The sequence below is a fragment of the Mesorhizobium sp. M0998 genome (assembly GCF_040318885.1).
In the GTDB taxonomy this organism is placed as follows: domain Bacteria; phylum Pseudomonadota; class Alphaproteobacteria; order Rhizobiales; family Rhizobiaceae; genus Mesorhizobium.
The window spans coordinates 32,886-53,806 of record NZ_JAMYND010000016.1 but is presented as its reverse complement, the minus strand read 5'-3'; the positions used below and the strand labels follow the sequence as shown (position 1 = coordinate 53,806).

Genomic DNA, 20,921 nt, shown 5'->3' with positions numbered 1-20,921 from the left:
GCACATTCATAAAAGACCCCGTGCGTTGCCTTGCCGGCGACGGTATGGGCCGTGCTCAGACCGTCACAGATGAATGAAGACCTTTTTTCGCTTTGGGCCAAGGTTTGCCGAAGACTGTCAGGAAAAGGGCATTTGTCGCATTCATTATCGCCATGAGGCAGTTTTCGGCATCCGTCACCGTGAGCTCTACGCCAACTTTCGGATGCATTATTTGATTCCGCGCTGTGATCGCTCCGGAAAGTAAGGGCCACCATGCCTGATTTGTGTCGAATTGTTTGTGCGAAAAACGCCAAAATAGAAAATGCAGCCTTTCATCAATTGAACGGTACTTTGCGCCTCGGATTGTTGGCTCTCCCTTTACGATCTTTATGTCGGTTTCCGTCATGACGGAACGTTCAAAGACATCGAATTGTTTGGTCTCGGCAAAATGATTGAAGACGTAAGCAAGTGTCCCCTCCAAGAACGAGAAAGCCAACGCGAAGCTGACTTCTATCATTGTCTTCTGGTCATCGGGCTCACTGCACTCGAGCGCCTTGAGGTAAAACGCCTTCGCGTATTCAAATCGCCGATTGAGGTCTTTGCCCAGGTCCGGACCGCTCATTCCATCGCCTTCTTCTTTTCTTCGGCATCTAGGAGAGCCTGTTTGGCGTGGTACGCGGCTATTGCAGCACTAATCATTTTGTCGCTAATCCCGCCTCCTTTCTCCGCTTGAAGCCAAAAAAGCTCGACAAATCTCCCACGCTCCTTCGGGTCGGTTCGATAGCCGAGGCCACGGTAGTTCTCCGGATCGGTCTGATGACGTCCTTTCGCCAAGGCTGCCGCTCGAAGCGGATCCGGCTTGCCCGTGTCGGTCAGCCCAAAGTGCCGCTGCAAGCGGATATCGTTGTCCTTAAGGAGGCCGGCGACGTACGGCCAAGCCGAAAGAACCGCGTCGTTCATAGCCTTTTCCGCGAAGTCCGGATTTCCGGTTTTGGTTCCAGGTTTCCTCGCAAAACTCTCGCGCTGCTTATCGACCAGACGCTTAAACTCTTTTCCTGCTCGCAAGAGTTTATCGTCGGTCCAAAGATCGGGATGCTGCTTCTTAACGCTATCCCACTCGGCGACGTTGGCGGTGCCTGACTTCGGGACAACAGGTGTCGTGTCCGATTTCTCAAATTCATTTGCGGCGCTTTGGGCGCCGAGATAGTAGTTGATGATAAAGGACCGAGCTGCCCTAACCGATATCGGACTACCTCTTTTCCGCTTGTCGGTGAAATCTTCTTTTGGGCCAAGTAGGCCGACCTTTTGGCACCACTCCCGCAAGTCCGCTCCGGCAAGAGTTTCGTACATTCGATCTAAGAGATCGCGGGACACCGATATGTTGGTGTTTGATATCACTTGGACGTCAAGACGCTGGTCGGAATCGAGATCAAAATAGACCTTTATTCCATGCTCTTTATTGACGCTCGATAGGTCATAGGCCGTCTGAATTGCGGTGTAACGGTGCTGGCCGCCGATGATTTTCAGCGGCTTCGGGTCCCCGGTGATATATTCGGAAACGATGTTGCTGAATGTCCTGCCAGCATGAGCATCCAGCACCATCTGCTTGTAGGCTGTGTGGTCCTCAACGAGATCCCGATTGGCGCGGTATTCGGGCTGGCCTTCTGGGTCTAGCGCGGTGTCGATTGTTCCAAGCTCGACAAGTGCCTTCGCGGAAACGTGACATTCCGAAAAAATAGCGCCAGTTCGATCGTCTGAAAAAATATGGATTGTAGTTTCTGTTGGCGAAAACTGTTTGACGAACTTTGCTACTGTTTCCTCAAACGCGTCGGGATCTGACGGTTTCGCGCTGCCGTTAAGTTTGATCTCTACCAATCTAATCACCCTCTCTCCGTAAAACTGCGCCACACGTGGCAAGGTGCCGTTGGAGCATCTTCGTGGAACTGCCGCAACGGCCGAATTTAACGACCGCCACGACACTTCCGTTAGAAGGTATTCGCGAATGATGCTGCGAACGGTCATGCCGTCCGTCTCAATGACGGCGAAGACATAGATGTCCGGCTGGACGATGATCCAACCATCCGCCATGTCAATTCCCTCGTACACCCGCTGGAGCAGTCGACGTCCGACTTCGGGCCACGCGGAGCCCAGATCGACGGTCAGGAATTCGGCAAGGCGGCTCTTCGTCAATCACCTCCAAGGGCACAATCAGTATGTCGTCAGGCTTTTCGAACATGGGTTGGCCAAGCTCGTGGAAGGCGTGTCCGCGCGCATTCTTCACAACGACACGTCGGATTCGGTCAAGGTCAGGGAGCCAAACGCGCCGGAGGCTCCTGTCTGCCTCGGCCCTCTCTATCCTTGTTGCCTGGATCTCGCGGCGGAGCTTGGCGTTCACGGCCAAGTGCCTTGCGCGTCGTTTCGAACACCTGGGCGTCGGGATCGGTCGAGCCCGACATGGCTGTCCCCAAGAACGCGGCGAAATACTCCTCGTCGGACGAGAACCCGTTGTTGCACTAAACGAAGGTCTTGACGACGTGAACGTTGGCGGGAAGCGGGCGATCGAGGAGAGCCTTCGACGGAATGTGGTCGTCGTTTGCTGGCTTCGATTCCAGCGCGGCACCGCAATGAAGTCAGGTCCCTTTGTAGCGGTCATCCGAGAAGTCCTTGATCTGCTTCATCCCGGATGCCCTAAGCGCATATGGCGATGCCGACGCCTATCAGGCCGAGGACAACCGACAGGGCACCAAGCCAGAGCGAAAGCGTGGCCACCTCCGCGGCGACCCGCGCTGCCGGATTGCTGGCGTGACGATACCACCTCAGTTGCTCACGACGTGTGGCTTCCCGAATGTTGGCGGACTCAATCTCGCTACCCCTCCGGATGCCGAGCTTTCGGCTCGTGACTTCGTCCATGTAGATCATGGGCGCGTCGTTCCTGCCAGGCAGCCCGCGTCCGACCGCGAAGACATGCTTGCCGTCGTGCTCGATGCGAACGACATTGCCGTTCTCTATCTTCTCCCCGTTCGGGTGCCTGCGGTAGTCACCGGGAATCCTCACCATGTCCGAGAAGATATCGTCCCAATCCGCTTCCTCGACCCTAAGCTTCATCCGCCCCTCCCCATCGCCTGAATTTCTTTTGCCAAATGGGGAACAGACCCCGATGTCTCGACGAGAGTGGCGTCAGTCAGACAGCTTCACCCAATATCGATCCCACACGGGTGTGCCTCATCGCCACATCACTGCGAGTGGCACCCGGAATATAGCCCAACCTGTCAAGCTTTCGCGCCATTCGCGATGATTTTCCATGTGCTTCATACGCAGCTGTTCGAGTGTACACCGCAAGGGCGCGACGGCGATGTCCGTCGAGAACAATCGGTTAGATCATCCTCCGCCTTCTCGACCGCGCGCAGACTGGCACGATATGTCGCCGGTGCCTTTCTTACCTCGGTTTCAAGATCTAACATGTTCGTCACTAATCGTCGGCGGCCTTCTCCAAGGTCAGCCACTCCGGATTTTAAAGCGACCCGCCGCAAGGCTTGCCCAGGAAGTCGACGAGTCGGCGAGCAAGGCCGTCCGCGTCTTTCATCTCGCATTCCCAGATCACTAGGACCCGCCACCCGTCGGCCTCGATCGCTGCGACGCTCGCGGTGTCGCGCTCGACGTTCCTCGCGATCTTCGCCGACCAGTATTCCCGGTTCTCTTTCGGCATACGCGCGCCGCGCTTGCAGCCATGTCCGTGCCAGAAGCACCCATGTACGAAGATGACGGCCTGTCGCCGGGGGAACACCAAGTCGGGCTTCCCGGGCAAGTCCTTGCTGTGCAGCCTGAAGCGATAGCCGAGTGCGTGCGCGAGGCGGCGGACGGCCATCTCCGGTTTTGTGCCGGTTGACCGGACCAAGGACATTTGTCGGCTTCTGGCAGGATCAACGTTCGCAGTCATGGAAAATTCATGGTGAGCATGTTACGGATGAGAACAAACCGTAAACCATTTTCGGCGTGGGGTATGCTAGCATCACGCGCGAATCACGGGGAGATCATGCCGACATTTTATGAGTTTTTCGCCGGCGGAGGGATGGCGCGTGCCGGACTTGGTCCAGAGTGGCAGTGTGCCTTCGCTAACGATTTCGATGTAAAGAAAGGCCTGACGTATCAGGTCAACTGGGGGACCGGCGGCGAGCTGACTGTCGGTGATATTCGGCAAGTCAAGATCGACAAGCTCCCCGGCACTGCCGACTTGGCTTGGGGGTCATTCCCCTGTCAGGATCTGTCGCTTGCCGGAGGCGGCGCGGGATTGAAAGGCGAACGTTCGGGAACCTTCTACCCGTTCTGGACGATCATGAACGGCCTGATCGCAGAGGGCCGCGGTCCGAAGATCATCGCGCTGGAAAACGTTAACGGGACTCTGACTAGCCACGGAGGCGCTGACTTCGTGGCGATCGCCGAGACTTTCGCGGAAGCGGGCTACCGCTGTGGCGCTATGGTCATCGACGCAAAACTTTTCGTCCCGCAGAGTCGCCCAAGGCTCTTCGTCATCGGCGTCCGCGGGGATTTCGAGGTCGACGAGGCCATGCTATCGCCGGAGCCGGTGGCGCCCTTCCATTCCCGCGGCCTTCAAAACGCGGTCGCAAGGATTCCTGCAAAGGCGCGGAAGCGGTGGCTGTGGTGGAATCTTCCTTCTCCGCCTGTCCGCAACACATGCTTCGCCGACCTCGTCGAAGAAAATCCCTCGAGCGTCGAATGGCACACCACGGAACAGACGGCGCGGCTGATCGCCCAGATGTCCCCGGTGAATATCGCGAAGCTTGAGGCCGCGAAGCGGGCCAGGCGCCGCATGGTGGGGACCGTTTACAAGCGGACGAGACCGCAGAATCCTGACGGGAAAGCTGTAAGAGCGGAAGTGCGCTTCGACGAGATCGCGGGCTGCCTGCGCACACCGACGGGAGGGTCGTCCCGGCAGACGATCATGGTCGTGGACGGCACCCGTGTGCGGTCGCGCTTGATCAGCGCGAGGGAGACCGCACGGCTCATGGGACTTCCGGACGACTACAAGCTGCCTCGCGCATACAATGAAGGCTACCACCTTACAGGGGACGGGGTGGCAGTTCCGGTCGTTCGCTTTCTGGCGCAGCACCTGTTCGAGCCGGTCCTCCGAGCGACCGAGGGACAACATGGCGAAACTCCCGAACAGCACAACGGACAGCACGAAAACACCGCCGCTCGAAACGGACGAGCTGCGTAAGGCCATTCGGAAGTTCTTCCGCGAAACGCTCTACGACGACCCCTCGGGCGAGAAGCGTCCCGTCGGCGGCTATCGCTGGGGAGTATACGCGTTCTACGACTACGACGGCGAGCCGATCTACGTCGGCCAGACCAAGGAGAAGGTTTCCGGCCGCGTCGGGCGCCACCTCACGAACCAGCGCACCGACGCTGTGGCGATGTCGGTGTTGGACCCTTTTGAGGTGGCGGAGATACAGGTCTGGCCACTGCCACAGTTCGAGGCCGTGGGGTCGAAGCACCCTGACTTTAAAACGGCGAATGCGCACCTAAACGCGCTCGAGCACCTTGTCTTCACTCGGCTGCGCAACGAGAGCAAGTTCAAGGCGATCTTGAATGAGAAGGACCCGCCGGCGCCGACTGTAGAAATCACCGAGCCGCCTTCCATGCGTGGTTCGATTGTCTCCGACCGGATCCAGGAGTTGCGCGGCCATCCGGACACCCGTTTGGCACGTCGGGCGCTCATCGTGTCCAAGCTGTCGCAGGTCATCTCCGAACGCGAGGTGAAGATGGGCCTTCGACGTGTGCTCGTGACTCAGACTAGGCGCATGAACTGGCTGGCGGAAAGGCGCTTCGAGAAACTCGGCGGCGAGAGCCTAGTCGAGGAAGGAGCCGAGGACGAAGAGGACACAAAGGGAGACTTGGACGGGGACGGCACTGCGATTTCACACTGACGAACTGAGGGCATCGCGTCGAAAGTAGGTTAAACAACAATTATGCCCGACACCCTTGGTCACCGTCGGCGTCGAGTTTTATCTGCTGTCAGGGAAATTGGGCGACATCGACCTTGGCGACGTCGCCGATCGTCAATCTCTCGCCACCCCAGTTGGCGGCGTAGCCCCGCGGCTTTCTTCGGATCGAAATCATTGGCGAATAGGCACGACCACCCGGAGCCCAATCCGGCCCGCGCCATCCTGCCCCGCAAAAAATTCATAGAATGCGCCAATATGCATTGCGTCCCTCTCGCCGGCATTATCGTCAAACAACACTGAAGTGCTTACAAAAACTGTTGGGGCCGGCGCACATCCATGGGCCACGGATAGTCTGCGAACCGAGCCCCAAGCTTGCCACACCCCTGCCGTTGTTCTCAATCTGATCCCTACGTTTCCACGCAAAATTTACAGCCACGGCCGCGCACACTATAACGCCGTAACGACCTCATCCACACAGCTGGATCAACAAGCCTGTTGACGACGTACATGTGTATGGAGTACACATTTGTTTATGATGTAAACAGGAGGGATCATTGGAGCACGAAATTGTAGGGATTAATGAGATTGCGGCGATGGCCGGAGTGTCCAGCCAGGCCGTAACGAACTGGAGGGTGCGGTCTCCGGACTTTCCCCAACCGCTGAGCGAACTGGCGTCGGGTCCCGTCTTTCGCAAATCGCAGATTCGCGCCTGGCTGAAGCGCAACAATCGCAAGCTCGTGGAATTGCAGGAAGGCTCGAACTATTACGGGCGGCTTAAGAGCTTTCGCAACGATGACGAGCCCCTGTCCGCCTGTATCGGGAACGTCGTCGCTAAATTGGAGACCTCGGCGACCACAGACAAAAAACCGGGGATGCTTCTCGGCAAGATTCAATCAGGCAAGACGAGGGCATTTGTCGGCGCTATCGCGAAAGCCTTCGACCAGGGTTTCGACATCGCGATTGTCCTGACCAAAGGCACGAAGACCCTCTCGGCTCAAACCGTTCGCCGCTTGCGCGCCGACTTCGCCGAATTCATCGAAGATGATGAATTCATCGTGCTCGATATTATGAAGCTGCCCGGCAAGCTCACCCGAAGCGAACTTCGGCGAAAAATCGTGGTCGTCGCGAAGAAACAAGCGCGCAACTTGGATAGGCTGATCGAATTCATGGAAACCCATGACGGGTTGCAGAATCGCAAGGTTCTGCTGGTGGACGATGAGGCCGATCTCGCTAGCGTTCGGTTCGTTCGGAAGAATGGCGAGAACGACATCAAGCAAGGGACTATCGCTGATCAAATAGACCGGCTGAGGGACATTTCGGGAGATGTGGCTTTCCTTCAGGTGACGGCGACGCCGTACTCGCTCTACCTTCAGCCCGAAGGCTACGAAGATGCCTCGGATGGCGGCGATTACGTCTTCAAGCCAAAGCGCCCGGCTTTTACCGAGTTGCTGCCGATCCATGACGCGTATGTCGGCGGCGACGACTACTTTGGCACCTTCGATGAATCGGACCCTCGCTCGCGGCTGATCGTCGAAGTGTCAGAGCAGGAGCAGGACGCGCTAAGGAGGATCGACAAGCGGCGCATCAGCAAGGACAATGTTCTTGACACGGCCAATACGGTCGGGTTGCGTCGCGCGATAATTACCTTCGTGCTCGGCGTGATTGTACGGCGCTGGCAACAGCGCAAGGCTGGCGAGCGTCCGAAGAAGTACGCCATGGTCATTCACAACGACATCCAGCGGGCGGCGCACGCCTGGCAGGATCAGGTTATTGATTGGATTTTTGCGGCGATCATAAACGCCGCCGAAAACAACCCTTCGCGCCTGCGGCCGATGTTCGATGAAGCGTTTAGCGACCTCGAAATGTCGGTCACTGCGGACAAAGGCCGCATGCCGCCCCGCGACGAGGCTTTTGAAGACTTGATTGACGCCCTGCAGAGCGACGATGTCGTCGTCGAAAAAGTCAACTCTGACACTGACGTGTTGGCGCTTTTGGATGACAACGCCGAGCTTAAACTGCGAACTCCCTACAACATCTGGGTGGGCGGGAACATCCTCGATCGTGGCATCACGATCCCGAACATGATCGCGTTCTACTATGGGCGGAACCCCAAGACGATGCAGGCGGACACTGTGCTCCAGCATTCCAGAATGTACGGCAACCGTGATCGCCGCGATCTTGCGGCCACGCGTTTTTACACATCGCGAGCGGTTTATGATCGACTCTACACGATCAACGGCTTTGAGAATGCGTTGCGCGAGGCGTTCGAAACAGGCGCCCATGACGCCGGCGTAGTTTTCATTCAGGCGGACGCCACGCGCCGCGTGAAGCCCTGCGCGCCCAATAAATTGTTGCTCAGCGATGTGGTCGCCGTGTCGCCCAGCGATATGCTGTTGCCCACCGACTTCCAAACGAAGGCCGGCTCCACCATGGCAGCGATTCAGGCGAAACTAGAGCGGCTGATCAAATCGGAATGGCGCGACGCTGGCGATTTTGTCGCCGTCGATCGCAGGACCGCGTCGGATATCATTGATGCGATTGAAGAAAGCATGGAGTTCGATAGCGTTGAATTTGAATGGGACGCCATGCGAGGCTTGATCGACTACTACACCGGTATTGACAAAGGCGGTGACGGTACGATCCTCCTGCTCGCGGAAACAGGCAGAAAGCTGTCGCGAGCGGGTTCTGGCGATAAGTCTGGTCGCTCGATCCTTGGCACTGCGCTTCGCCGGAAAGTTCTCGACGAGCCGCGCTCCAAGCCCGCGCTTATCCTGCTCCAGCAGCAGGGCGGCAGAGACCTGGGTTGGAGCCAGCACCGGTTTTGGTGGCCGATCTTCGCCGCTCCGACCGACGCAGAGCCTTGCGTGTTTGCAACGAAGGTTGCAGCCTGAGCACCTGCCAACAGACTTGAATGAACCGACAGCAGGCCAATGACCACGTCCGAGCGGCAGGCGGACGGTCGTACGGCGCAATTGAGCGCGAAGCAGCGGGCGACCGTGGCCTGCGTCGCGCTCACATCTTGAGGGGATGGCGTTGAAAGCCCGTGAGCGTCTCGATTCTCAAATTTGCTGCAATAATGAAACTTCGGATGAGTCGTGTTGCCTGCGGTCTGCAAAGGCGATCCTGTTGAAATAGTTTTTTCTAAATAGGGATATCAGCCGACCGGTCGCATTCTCACGTGCTCGGTAGTATCGAACAAGAATCAACATCGCCTAGCGGTGTGACAGCCGCAACGAAGCGCGCACCGAGGCAACCTGGTGCGTGAGAGACATAGTGCGGCTCTGATATGAAAATGACGGCGTTTCAATACTGCTGAAAGTTTGTATGTTTCGGGATAGGTCTCGTGCGAGTGGGCACGAGAAGGATGGGGGAATTCGTGAATATCGCATCGGGCATCGATGCCGCCGGCAGCGCCGTCGGGCAAATCGCTTACTTCACCACAAAGGAATTCGACAAGTCGCTCAGCAGGGCCTTCCTGGGAGGCGGCCAACTGCACAAAAAGGCGATCAAGGTCAAGGCCATCCTCGGCAGCCTGCGTGACCCAAATCCCTTCGTCGGGATTCCGGTCACCAAGCATGGCGAAAACCGCATCAAAAACGCTGTGAAGTATGACCTCGGTGATGGTTGGCGTCTGATTACCCAGCAGACCGACAAGACATGTCTTTTCCTATTTGTCGGCGATCATGAGGACGCCGACAAATGGCTGGACAGGCAGAAAGGCATGAAGCCCGCCGTCAGGGACCTGAGGACTGTTCTTGTGCCCGGTTCGGGCCAGCAGGTCGTTCACGCAAACGACTTCCGGGCGGACCACCACGACATGCCGGTGGTCGAGCGTCTCGACACAGAGGCGATGGACCACGTACTGGACGGCCTTCCGCGCAGTGTCGCGAGGAAGCTGGAGGCGCTGGACGCCCGTTCGACCACCACCGATCTCGAATCCTTGGTCGCCGAGATTCCCCATGCGCAGAAGGCCGAACTCGTCCACGCTGTTTTCAATCTACTCCTCTCGGGTAATTATGAAGGCGCACAGGCTCATGTCGACCTGAGCATGGGCCGTATCGGGCTCCTTGAGGATGTCGATGAAGCCGAGATGCTCGAGGTGGCCGACGGTGAGGACATCCGTCGCCTACGCATTGGGTCGCCGGAATACGAGGCCTGGCTCGCATCATTTGAGAAGCGGTCAAGCTGGTACGAATGGTTCCTGTACCTTCATCCCGAGCAGGAAAAGGTAGTGAAGGCCGATTACTCTGGTGTTTCCCAACTCTCAGGGGTTTCAGGATCAGGCAAGACTTGCGTCGCCGTTCGCCGTGCGCTCCGCTTGGCGGAAGCACCGGATTCGAGAGTGTTGCTTCTCACGCTGAACCGCAGCCTCGCCGGTCTTCTTGGTCAGCTCGTTGACGCTGCTTGCACCAACGACACCGTCCGAGGCCGCATCGAGGTCACGTCGTTTTTTGAGCTCGCCCAGCGTCTCCTGAATCAGTTCGAGCCGCACAATGATCGTCATTATGTAGATGTGACTTGGAAGTCCGGCGAGCACGTCGACCTGGTCTTTCGGGAATATTACCGCCAGTGGCTGAATAACGATTCTGCAAAGGTGCTGCTCCCCTTGCAAAAATCGATGACTGCCCGAGGCGTCAGTGGTGAAGCCTATCTTTGTGAGGAATTTGACTGGATACGCAGTGCCGTCACGCCGGATTCCCGCTCGTCATACCTCAGTCTGGAACGCAAGGGACGCAAGTTCCCAATCGCAGCGGATCGCCGGTCGGACATATTGAGGGGTTTGGACGGCTGGGAGCAGAAGATGCGCGATGTGGGCGTCGTCGACTATTTAGGACTCACCTCAGCTCTAGCGAGGCATCTCAAGGATATCCAACCGCTGTATACAAATATCCTTGTCGACGAGGCGCAGGATTTTGGGACCACCGAGATACGGGTTATTCGCAGGCTCGTCGAACCCGGATCCAACGACATTTTTCTCTGCGGCGACATTGCCCAGACAATCCTTCCGAAACATCGCTCCCTGCCCGAAGCAGGCGTCTCAAGCGTGACGCGCGAGCGAATTCAGAAAAACTATAGGAACAGCCGGGAGATCCTGAAGGCCGCCTATGAAGTCCTGAGCAATAATCTAAATGACGAAATGTTCGACAGCGACGATCTAGAAATTCTCGACCCCCAGTTCGCAAATTTTAGCGGTTCCGTTCCGATGGCACTTGCCGCGGGTACGCTGGAAGAAGAAATTGCCTACGCGCGAGCCTATGCGGCCACTGCCCTGCAGAACGATGCTAAAACCGTTTGCGTCGCCTTTGCTGGCTTTTCGGGCCGGGACGTAAAGGGCTTCGCGGAGAAGTGCGGTGTCACCGCCCTCGACGGTGCGTATGATCCCAGTTCTGATCGCCTCGTTTTTTGCGACCTAGAACAGACGAAAGGGTACGAATTCGACACGCTGATCATTCTCAATTGCAGAAATGGCGTTCTACCGCCGCACGATGCTCCGGAAGAAGAGGCATATCGCGCATCCTGCAAGCTTTACGTTGCAATGACGCGCGCCAAGCGCGAACTAATCCTGTCATTCAACGGGGAGGCCAGTCCCTGGGTTGCGGAGGTGACAGACACGATCGGAACAGCCCTCTGGAGCGAATTCGAAATCTTGGATCCGGCGCTTCTTCAGGGCATCCCTGAACTCCTTCCTGAAATTGAGCCGGACAGGGAAATTGATGATGTCGGGAAGCTAACAGGCCTCCAGTTCCTGTATACTGCCCATGGGCTGAGCTCGTCGCTGGAAGCGCAGGACAAACTGATCGAGTTAGTCGACGGCCGCGGCCTGCGGGCGGCAGGTAGCTTGCGCCGCCGCAAATGGCAAAATATGCGTTCGTTGATCACCGATCTCGTTGAAAGTCGGCGTCATGACTTGCAATTCGGCCCGAACGTGGCAGCGGAATTGCGACGACTGACGCGAATCCTTTCCTAAGACCGACGACTGCGGCGGCCTGCACACATATCCGCAATACGACGAGTGTCGCGCTCTGCGTCCACCATACCCGTCTTTAACGTTTGGGCTCTGGCGGCAGCCATTCTGGAAAGTGCCTGATCACGCTGCGCGATGACTGCCGAGTCCTTTGTGAATCCGTCTTCTTGCGGGCTGGGCTAGCCGCTGACGAAATCCAAAACATCGAGTCGGGTCTGAGGTACAACAAGGGGCTATCGGGATCGGATCGCGAGATCGCTGTCCCTACCGCTTTGTGACTGATAGTCGAAGCATTGAACCCTGCGCTTCCGACCAGATGGATGGAATGTTGGATGGTGCTGCCGACATCGTTGATTCCCTCCCTGAGAGGATACGGCCTCAAGGTCACTTTTGCCTATTTTCCCTCCGCTTGCCTTCGTCTTCGAAAGACAGCGTCAGCGTTTCGTGCAACTTGCCGAGTGTGCCGTCCTTGCGAAAACGAATCCCCTGGATGACAAACGTGACATGCCCGTCGCTGGCGTAGAGTGAAGGTCCGGTCACCGAAAGCCGTAACAGCCGGCCACGGCTCTGCGACGTGACGATGTCTCCCAGCCCGATTTCGAGGATTGATCGGGCTAGGGCGGATCGCTCGGCCTCAAGCTCCCTTTCCCACCGTTCCAGCTCATCCTCAAGGTGCCGCCAGGCCTCCCGCGCGGCCTGGAACGGTCTCTTGTCTCCAAACAATATCCGGTCCGCCAATGCCAGCATCTCGCCGGGCACGTCCCGCTCCATCGAGTAGGCGGCATGGCTCATCATCTCATGAACCCGCTCGGCTTCCAGAAGTGCAAGAAGGCGCTCGCGATAGGGTTCAACCTTTGCAGTGGATACCACCGGAGAAAGAGTTGCTTCCCGTACTGGCATGAAATCGATCGGCATGACCGCACGTAGATTGATCCGACCGGTCGTGAACCGTTCCGGCGGATCTTACTCGCGCCATGCCTTGCAGCTCCATTCGACCCAGATCTCGCTTGCGGATACGCAGAGCCAGCTGACCAGGAACATCTGCGAACCCGGTGCATAGAGATGATGCGCCGACCAGGCATGATCGGCCGCCGTCAGCGGCATCACCACATGCTGGAGCTTGTGGTCCCGCACCATTCCGGTAAGGGCCACTATCCGACCCTGCAGGTGCGCGGTCAGGCGGATGAAAATGACTGGCCCGCTCGCAACGTAGGTGTGTCGGCGGCCCTCGGTTTCGAATACCAGCAATTGCGGTCGTGCGAGCGGTAGCAGCCGGTCTACAAGGCTGGCCACGCTGCTGCGGACTGAAGAACCCCAGCGTGTGGCGATCTTCCCCTCTCCGACCCAGTCCTGGCAACGATCCTGGATGGCGACCAGGAGTTGTGCCGCAAGGTCTGGATCAATATCCGGCAGCCTGCTTCCCCGAGGTTGTGCCGCATCGACATCGACGCCGCGGCTGGCGAGGTCGGTCAAGGCAGCTTCATAGAATTCCCGCTGAAGCTTCGAAAGCGAGCCTGCTGCCTTTGCGCGCAGTGCGTCCCGTCGCTTCGCTTCGAGCTCCTCGCGGAAGGCCGCCAACGGCGGACGGCGCGGTGTCTGCCCGGCCTCTACGCGGGCCCAATAGCCGCGTGGAGGCTTTGGCACCTGCAGGCGCGCGCACAGTTTCCCGATCGCCACATCTGACAGGCCAAGATCCCTGGCGATCTCGAGGGTCGGTTTCTCCCAAACCAGCGCAAACAATTCCTCTCGGGAGAGTTCTCGTCGTGCCATGCTCCCTCCATCCGGCAACGGCGCGCGCTAGCCGGCAGCGCGCATGTCTGCAACGAGCTAATCGGCTGTCGCGCGACGTTTCAAGAAAAGATCGAGTTGTCAGATTGCAAGACTCATCTGAACCTCTTCCGAGACCAGTTCAGCCTCAAGCGAGGAGATCGTCACGCCAAGCAGCCGAATTCCCTTCTCGACCGGGAAAACAGGGTCGAGGAGGCCAAATGCCATATTCTGTAGCTCAGCTTGGCTGCGGATGATCTGGTGACTGGTTCGACGCCGCGTAATCTGGCGGAAGTCGGCATACTTGACCTTAAGCGTCACCGTGCGCCCATGGATTTCGTTGTTTTCGCAATACCGCCAGACCTTTTCTATGAGCGGACGCAGCCCTTCGTGCGCCTCCGCGATCATGAACAGATCCCGCGCAAACGTATCCTCCGCTCCTACGGACTTGCGGACGCGATCAGCGTGCACCGGTCGCTCGTCGATGCCACGCGATATCCAGTAATAATATGGTCCGGCCTTGCCGAAATGTTCCTGCAGGAACGGCATTGTCTGCGCCCGCAGATCGGCGCCGGTATGGATTCTGAGCCGTTCCATCTTCGAATTGGTGGCAGGACCGATGCCGTGGAATTTCTTCACCGGGAGCACTTCGACGAAGCTCGGCCCCATCTTCGGCGTGATAACGAATAGCCCATCAGGCTTGCCCTGATCGGAGGCCATCTTGGCGAGGAACTTGTTGTAGCTGACACCGGCTGAGGCGGTAAGGCCGGTCTTCGCCTCGATCTTCGCCCGGATCGCCTCGGCGATCTCGGTTGCCGTGGCGAACCCGTGCATGTTTTCGGTCACGTCGAGATAGGCCTCGTCCAGCGAAAGCGGTTCGATCAGCGGCGTGTGCTCGGCGAAGATCTCCCGGATTTGCTGCGAGACCGCCTTGTAGACGTCGAACCGGGGTTTGACGAAAATCAGATCAGGGCATTTGCGCCTCGCCGTCACGGAGGGCATCGCCGAGTGAACGCCGAACTTGCGAGCCTCATAGCTCGCAGCTGCGACCACGCCACGTTCGAGGGGGTGCCCGACGGCGACCGGTTTGCCCCGCAGCTCCGGGTTGTCGCGCTGCTCTACCGAAGCGTAGAACGCGTCCATATCCACATGGATGATCTTGCGCTGCAGCGCAGGCCTCTCAGCCCCGGCAGCTTCGCTTGTGACTGCGTCTTCCATGACTCGTCTGCCTCGATTGCCGGCTCACCTCCATATGCCTCTCATCCGCGCGCCGACGTCGCCCTTGACCTGCCGTACCTCTGAGCGGCCGGTCTGACAGGGCACAGCGATCGGCCGACGACGTTTGCCTTAGGTGCGGCGGGCTTCTTTTGCTTACGCCATCCGAAGGAGTCCGATAGTTACGTCGGGGGAAGCCGCTCCAGATTGCCAATCGTCTTCCTGTTGAGCTGCATGCCGGTCTATTCGGAATCTGGCCGGGATGCTTCTATTGCCAGCACATCCAGGGCCTCAATCTCCTGCATCACCTTTCCGGCGATACCCTGCAAGTCGCCGTACATCCCGACCGTCGATTCGATCACGCCCTGGATCTGAGCCTCCCGCTTGGCCCACAGGCGTGTTGTGGCCTTGCGTTCCTTGGCCAGGTCCTCCTGCATATCAGAGAATTTTTCGACGATCGCCTCGACGCGGTGCCGGAACCGGGGACCGGTCAGATATCCATAGACCTGCTCCATCTTGGTAGCTTGACCGTCCTGGGCGAGGCGGGAGTTCGCCAGCTCGATGGGATTGCCGGAGCATAATGGCGATCGGCATCGCGCATTTGGGATGAGCGACATAGACCCCGTCCAGAAGATCGAAGGTTTCCACACCGGAAGGCAGAGCTTCCGAGATCATCAGCGCGATATCCGCTTTGGCGGCCCGTTGATCCGCCCTGAGCTTCCCCAGCCAACCCTGGCTCCAGTTCTTGGTGCGTTTCGATTCCCACAAAATGGCGCCGCACGGCTGGCCAGCCGGTCCGACCACGCGGTGCAGGACATCGCCGCCGAACTCACCCTTGGCAACCGGTTCAATGATGTCCATCGGGAACCGGCTGGCAATCAGGGATTCCAGCTCGAGCTCCAGAACTTCACCCTGCAGCTGCTGAGAACCCTGTTCCGCACGGCGCTTCAGCTCCTCAATCTGACGCTGCATGCCGGCGATCTGTTCTTCTTTTTCCGCAACCTTCATCTTGAGGCCGTCTTCGGCTTCGGACCTCGCCTTGACACGAACGGCGTCCAATCCCTCCTGGATCTTCCTTTCGATCGTCAGCGCCATCTCCCGCTTCTCGTCGTCAAGCGCACGCTGCTTTTTCAGGAATTCTGCCTGTTGCTGCTGGGCCTCGGTGAGCTTTTCGTCGCGCGCCTTCAACGTCGCCTCGAGCTCGGCAAGCTTCTTGTCTTTGTCCTCCAGGTCTACAGAAAGCAGCAATTTTGCCTTGCGAGCCTCCTCGACCGCGATTCCGGCACGCTCAAGCATAACTTTCTCGGCCACCTGGCTGTCGATGTCCTCTTTGGCGGCAGCGATCGCCGCCTGCTGGCACCTAAGCTCCTCCTCTCTGGCCGTCATCGACGCGTTGCTCTGCGCCAGGCGCGTTTCGTATTCTTCGCGCGTGGCGGCAATCAAAGGGGCCGCGAGCGACTCATTGAGCTTGATTTCCGTCTTGCAGCTTGGGCAGCTGATTGTCGGTTCATTGAGAATCCTGTCCCCCTGCAGCATGGCATTAGTGGGCTGGACGGTCATCTGCGCGCTGCCTCCCTGAGGAATCTGTTGAAGGACACGCCAGACTATATCGCGCCAGGCGTTTTCGGGAAAGAACAAAGAGTGAACTGAGGGGTTATCCCCTGCCGCAAAGCTAGGGGAGGCGCTTCTTACAATTGTTTCCGAAACGTCGAAAACGCGAGCAATGCCGAATTCCGTCTTTTTCGCCTGGACGTAGCTTAAAGCTCGCGGGACTGATTCTTTTATGCACTGGCAGTTCTGCCAGCCATTTCAGCTGCCCGTTTCTGTTCGAAACTTTCCGCGCTGATTGAAACCGTTATGTCGTCGAATTCACGCCTTTGACCCAACGAAGACCTTCGCTATTTTCCTCGCCGAACGGCTGCTACGCGCCGCAAGACCATCTACGGCCCCAAAGCCGTGCTCCGAAAGCGGCCGGTAGTAAATTTGGAGCAGCAAGGACCCTAGAGGCTCTCCAACGCGGGGAACACACTGGCGTAAGTGAATTTACAGCGGCGGACTTCTCGACTGGGCGCTTGCGTATTCCGCCTCGGATACTCGCTGTCCCAGGAAGCAGCACTGAGACGAATTGGCACGGCGGGCCACAAACTCGACGACCCCGATCTGCAGTCGCAAAAACCCTATGGACTAGTTAGACCATACATGCGTATAACTAGTCCACACGCAGGTTGGCAGATTTTCGAGGTATATGAGCAAAGATGGACTTGCCTACAAAATTATCAGAAAATATCGTCCAGCTTGCGCGGCTTGGCTTGCAGGGTCGGCCGCAAGACATACAAGCCTATATTCGCCAGTCCATCCGCCGCTTTCGACAGCACGATCCCAAGCTCGCGAGCGCGCTGTCGGAACTCCTTGCATTGGCACCGACGTCGCTGTCTCCGTTGCGGGACGTGGGCGGGGCGATCGTTCCAGTCGACGCGGATTCGCGGCTGGCACTGGCGAAGAGCGAATATCCAGTCGTGCTGACCGGCGCCCCGATCCTAAACGCCGATCTCGCGCTGCGTCTTGAGCAGGTGATCGAGGAAAGAAGCCATCTCTCCGCGTTGGAGCACCAGGGATTGGGTCCGACGCGTTCGCTTCTCTTCGTCGGACCGCCGGGCGTTGGCAAGACGATGAGCGCGAGGTGGGTGGCAATGCGTCTGGACCGGCCGCTGATCACGCTCGATCTCGCGGCCGTCATGAGCAGCTACCTTGGCAAAACCGGATCTAACATTCGTTCGGTCTTGGACTATGCCAAGAGCGTACCGTCCGTTCTGCTGCTCGATGAATTTGATTCAATCGCCAAGAAGCGGGACGACGAGGGCGACGTCGGCGAACTGAAGCGCCTTGTGACAGTGCTGCTCCAAGAAGTCGATGACTGGCCGGCAACGAGTCTGCTGATCGCGGCGACCAATCATCGCGAGTTGCTCGATCCGGCGGTATGGCGGCGCTTCGACGACGTTCTTGAATTCGATCCGCCTTCTGCCGGGGAACGGGCCGCCGTGCTGCACAGTCTTTTCGGCGAAGATATCGGGCTACTTGAACCTTGGATGCCTTTGCTGGTCAATCTCTGGGACGGCCAATCGTTCAGCGACCTGACCAGGATGGTCCAGTGGATTCGTCGGCGGGCTACCATCACCAACGCGAACGTGCTTGACGTCCTGCTCGACCGCGTCAGTCATGACCTGCGAGCCGGCTCGGCCCAGGACAGGAAGCGGGCGGCCAGCCTGCTTGCCGAGGCCGATTACAGCGATCGTAGGATCAGCGAACTGGTCGGGATTTCTCGCGACACGATCCGCAAGAGCCGAGTGAAGGATTCCGACCCGAAGAGGACTGTGAACAATGGCTAGTCCACGATATCTGATAGGGCAGGGGGAGAAGCTGTCCGAAGAGATTGCTCGTCCGCCGCGCGGCATGGGCGACAAAGCCCATCCCTATTCCTTTGCCGAGGCGCGCCGCCGCCTCGCACCGCAGTGGAAGAAGACTGGGGCAGCGATCGAGGCCTTACCCTCACTAGCGCTGCCTTGGGGCCAGGCTGCGCTGGAGGTAACGCTTCACCCGAGCTACCTCGCCAAATCCTATTATCCGGCAAACCTGATCCGGGATCTCGGTCTCTGGCACTTAGGCAGTCGGGCGGTTCATATAGTTCCGAACAAGGTGGTGGCCGCCCGGGCGGAGGAGAGCGGCAAGGCGCAACCCGCACCGGTCCTGTTTCTTGCGGGATCCGCCGCTGCGCTCGTCGAATTCAGCGAAGCGGCAGAATCGTGGTCGCCTGGCGACGAACGGGTCGAAGATGATTTCCGTCGGATCGAAAGCGTCACTACGCCTGGAAAAAGTCGCCTGAAGAGCCTCACCGACCGCTTCGCCAAGCGTGACGCCATCCCGCTGGAGGTGGTGCTCCACAATCCCGATCATGACAGCAACAGCGACGTCGTCGGTGCCTTTGCCGAGTTTATGCGGTCGCTCGACATCTGGTATGACCTGGATCGACGGCGCCAAGTCGGAGGCCTTGCGTTCCTGCCGATCATCGCGCCGCGCGAGCAACTGGACGACGTGCTCGATTTCGCGTTCTTGCGCGTCTTGCGGGAGGCACCGCGGATCGTCCCTTTCGATCCAGTCACCCGCTCGATCGGTAGCGAGTTTCCCATTACTCTCAGCGGTGAGGATGCGGTTGCACCCGACCTGTCAGTCGCCATTTTCGATGGTGGGCTCCCCGATGGGCATGGACTCGAAAAATGGGTGACATTGCACGACGCGCCGGGCGTGGGCGCGCCAACTGCCGCTGGGCAACGCCATGGTCTCGCGGTGACATCAGCCTTCCTGTTCGGACCGATCGAGCAGGGCGCGGCCCTCGCCCAGCCCTATGCAAATGTAGATCACTGGCGGGTGTTCGGCGAAAGCGACGGTGATTTCGAGGCGTTCGATCTGCTCGATCGCATCGAGGACGTACTAACTTCACGCCGCTATGATTTCATCAACATCAGCTTAGGCCCAAGCTACGCCATCGACGATGACGACGTGAGCCCGTGGACGGCAAGGCTCGACCAACTACTCGCAACCGGCGAGACTGTCGCAACCATTGCCTGCGGCAACAACGGCGAAGACGATCGCGCCGGTGGCCTGCATCGGATCCAACCGCCGTCCGACGGAGTGAATATGCTTGGCGTCGGCGCGAGCGACGGGTTTGGAGCGGGCTGGAAGCGCGCGGACTACAGCGCATGCGGCCCGGGACGCAGTCCAGGCTATGTGAAGCCGGATTTCGTGACGTTCGGCGGGTCGCATGGCGCGCCGTTTTTAGCGCTGAGCACGGTTAGCCCCCACAAGGCGGCCGGTACCATGGGCACGAGCTTCGCAGCACCGGTCGCGATGCGATCTGGGGCGGGCGTGCGCGCGCAATTTGCCGAGGCGCTTTGGGCGCCGGCGGTCAAGGCGCTGTTGGTGCATCACGCCGCGGGCGACGAGTCGCTTAGAACTGAGATCGGCTGGGGCTTGGTTTCGCACCGCCTGGGCGACCTCGTCCTGTGTGACGATTATGAGGCGCATATCGTCTATCAGCGACAGATGCCCACGACCGGCGCGGTGCGGCTCTATCTGCCAATCCCCGACGGATTGATTGGCAATGTCGAGATCAAGGCCACTTTCAGCTTTTACTGTGAAGTCGATCCCGAGGATGCGATCAATTATACGCGGGGTGGTCTCGACATCCAGTTTCGACCTGACACCACCCGGATCCCGCCGCCTTATTACAGCGGAAGCAAGCTAATCACGCCGACCGTGCCAGCGTCAGATTCCTTCTTTTCCGCCAAGAACTTCTATGCGACCGAGCATATGCAGCGCGATGATGCGCAGAAATGGGAAACGACTCTAACCCGCGCGAAGACGAAGCGCGCGTCGTCTCTTGCCCAGCCAGCATTCGACGTGAGCTATATCACCCGCGAACATGGCCATAGCGGCCGGCGCCCAACGAATATGAAGTTCGCGCTGGCACTCACGATCCGAAACCGATCCGCCCGGGATCTCTACGACCGCGTCATCGTCAGTTCGGGGAATCGCCTCCAGCCCATGAGGCCCCGCGCCGGCGTTCAGGTGCCGGTCCGACTGCCAAAATAGGATTGACGCCGGCAAACCGCGCAGGAGGGTTCGTCGCAAGTCATTTACTCGGAAGCGTAAGCTGCCAACTGCAGCGACGCCTCTTTTGCGAACTACTGTTATCGCGGCGCCGCATCTCGAAAGCGGACGGGCGGGATTCGGCACCAGACCTGACGCCCATTGTCTAGCCCTGAATGTCGGCATTTGGCGCAGCACTTGGCGCATGGTGCTGTTTCGGAACCGGGTGGACCTTGGGCAGGATCGCAGGTGTGGAACTCGAACATTCCGCTCAGGGCAGGCGCGCGGCCGCGAACTTGGGTAGGTGCTCGTTGCACAATATCCTGATCGCCCAGAGTGCCACGTTGTGGCCATGCCTAGCAAAGGCGGAAAGATGTCGGCCTCCACGC

Annotated in this window: 13 protein-coding genes and 1 pseudogene; 6 read left to right on the top strand and 8 right to left on the bottom strand. The window is 58.6% G+C overall.

Features of this window, described 5'->3' with window-relative positions; genetic code table 11:
- Positions 1–55: 55 nt before the first annotated feature.
- The 4 genes from NKH59_RS17115 to NKH59_RS17100 all read right to left on the bottom strand — a co-directional run bounded on the left by NKH59_RS17115 (position 56) and on the right by NKH59_RS17100 (position 3,916).
- Positions 56–601 carry a hypothetical protein gene (locus NKH59_RS17115; RefSeq protein ID WP_353022489.1) on the bottom strand — a complete coding sequence of 182 codons (546 nt, stop codon included), beginning with the start codon at positions 599–601 and terminating at the stop codon, positions 56–58.
- Positions 598–2,169 carry a hypothetical protein gene (locus tag NKH59_RS17110; protein WP_353022488.1) on the bottom strand — a complete coding sequence of 524 codons (1,572 nt, stop codon included), beginning with the start codon at positions 2,167–2,169 and terminating at the stop codon, positions 598–600. Before NKH59_RS17110 ends, NKH59_RS17115 begins: the two co-directional genes overlap by 4 nt.
- Before the next feature lie 498 nt (positions 2,170–2,667).
- A complete protein-coding gene (locus NKH59_RS17105) occupies positions 2,668–3,084 on the bottom strand; it encodes a hypothetical protein (protein ID WP_353022486.1) in 417 nt (138 codons plus the stop codon).
- 406 nt (positions 3,085–3,490) lie between these two features.
- Positions 3,491–3,916: a very short patch repair endonuclease gene (locus NKH59_RS17100; protein ID WP_353022485.1), complete on the bottom strand. Its 426-nt coding sequence runs from the start codon at positions 3,914–3,916 to the stop codon at positions 3,491–3,493.
- Between the two features lie 96 nt (positions 3,917–4,012).
- Here NKH59_RS17100 and NKH59_RS17095 point away from each other — a divergent pair, with 96 nt between their 5' ends.
- From NKH59_RS17095 to NKH59_RS17075, 4 genes are all read left to right on the top strand, one after another.
- A complete protein-coding gene (locus tag NKH59_RS17095; RefSeq protein ID WP_353022483.1) occupies positions 4,013–5,215 on the top strand; it encodes a DNA cytosine methyltransferase in 1,203 nt (400 codons plus the stop codon).
- A complete protein-coding gene (locus NKH59_RS17090) occupies positions 5,145–5,924 on the top strand; it encodes a GIY-YIG nuclease family protein (protein WP_353022482.1) in 780 nt (259 codons plus the stop codon). The genes NKH59_RS17095 and NKH59_RS17090 overlap by 71 nt, the downstream gene beginning before the upstream one ends.
- A 572-nt stretch (positions 5,925–6,496) precedes the next feature.
- On the top strand, positions 6,497–8,833 hold the full coding sequence (locus NKH59_RS17080; RefSeq protein ID WP_353022480.1) for a Z1 domain-containing protein: 2,337 nt from the start codon (positions 6,497–6,499) through the stop codon (positions 8,831–8,833).
- A 485-nt stretch (positions 8,834–9,318) separates the two neighbouring features.
- Positions 9,319–11,910, top strand: a complete 2,592-nt coding sequence (locus tag NKH59_RS17075) for a 3'-5' exonuclease (protein WP_353022479.1) — start codon at positions 9,319–9,321, stop codon at positions 11,908–11,910.
- 381 nt (positions 11,911–12,291) lie between these two features.
- Here the strand turns inward: NKH59_RS17075 and NKH59_RS17070 are convergent, their stop codons facing one another.
- From NKH59_RS17070 to NKH59_RS17055, 4 genes and pseudogenes are all read right to left on the bottom strand, one after another.
- On the bottom strand, positions 12,292–12,822 hold the full coding sequence (locus tag NKH59_RS17070) for a hypothetical protein (protein WP_353022477.1): 531 nt from the start codon (positions 12,820–12,822) through the stop codon (positions 12,292–12,294).
- A 48-nt stretch (positions 12,823–12,870) separates the two neighbouring features.
- Complete coding sequence (locus NKH59_RS17065; RefSeq protein ID WP_353022475.1) at positions 12,871–13,677, bottom strand: hypothetical protein; 807 nt, start codon at positions 13,675–13,677, stop codon at positions 12,871–12,873.
- 99 nt (positions 13,678–13,776) lie between these two features.
- Complete coding sequence (gene dinB, locus NKH59_RS17060) at positions 13,777–14,892, bottom strand: DNA polymerase IV (RefSeq protein WP_353022474.1); 1,116 nt, start codon at positions 14,890–14,892, stop codon at positions 13,777–13,779.
- 239 nt (positions 14,893–15,131) lie between these two features.
- Positions 15,132–16,449, bottom strand: a pseudogene (locus tag NKH59_RS17055) (DUF2130 domain-containing protein).
- 749 nt (positions 16,450–17,198) lie between these two features.
- Between NKH59_RS17055 and NKH59_RS17050 the strand changes: the two are divergent.
- Positions 17,199–18,275 (top strand): AAA family ATPase, encoded by a 1,077-nt coding sequence (locus NKH59_RS17050; RefSeq protein ID WP_353022472.1) that lies wholly within the window; start codon positions 17,199–17,201, stop codon positions 18,273–18,275.
- Complete coding sequence (locus NKH59_RS17045; RefSeq protein WP_353022470.1) at positions 18,268–20,535, top strand: S8 family peptidase; 2,268 nt, start codon at positions 18,268–18,270, stop codon at positions 20,533–20,535. The genes NKH59_RS17050 and NKH59_RS17045 overlap by 8 nt, the downstream gene beginning before the upstream one ends.
- Positions 20,536–20,921: the final 386 nt, after the last annotated feature.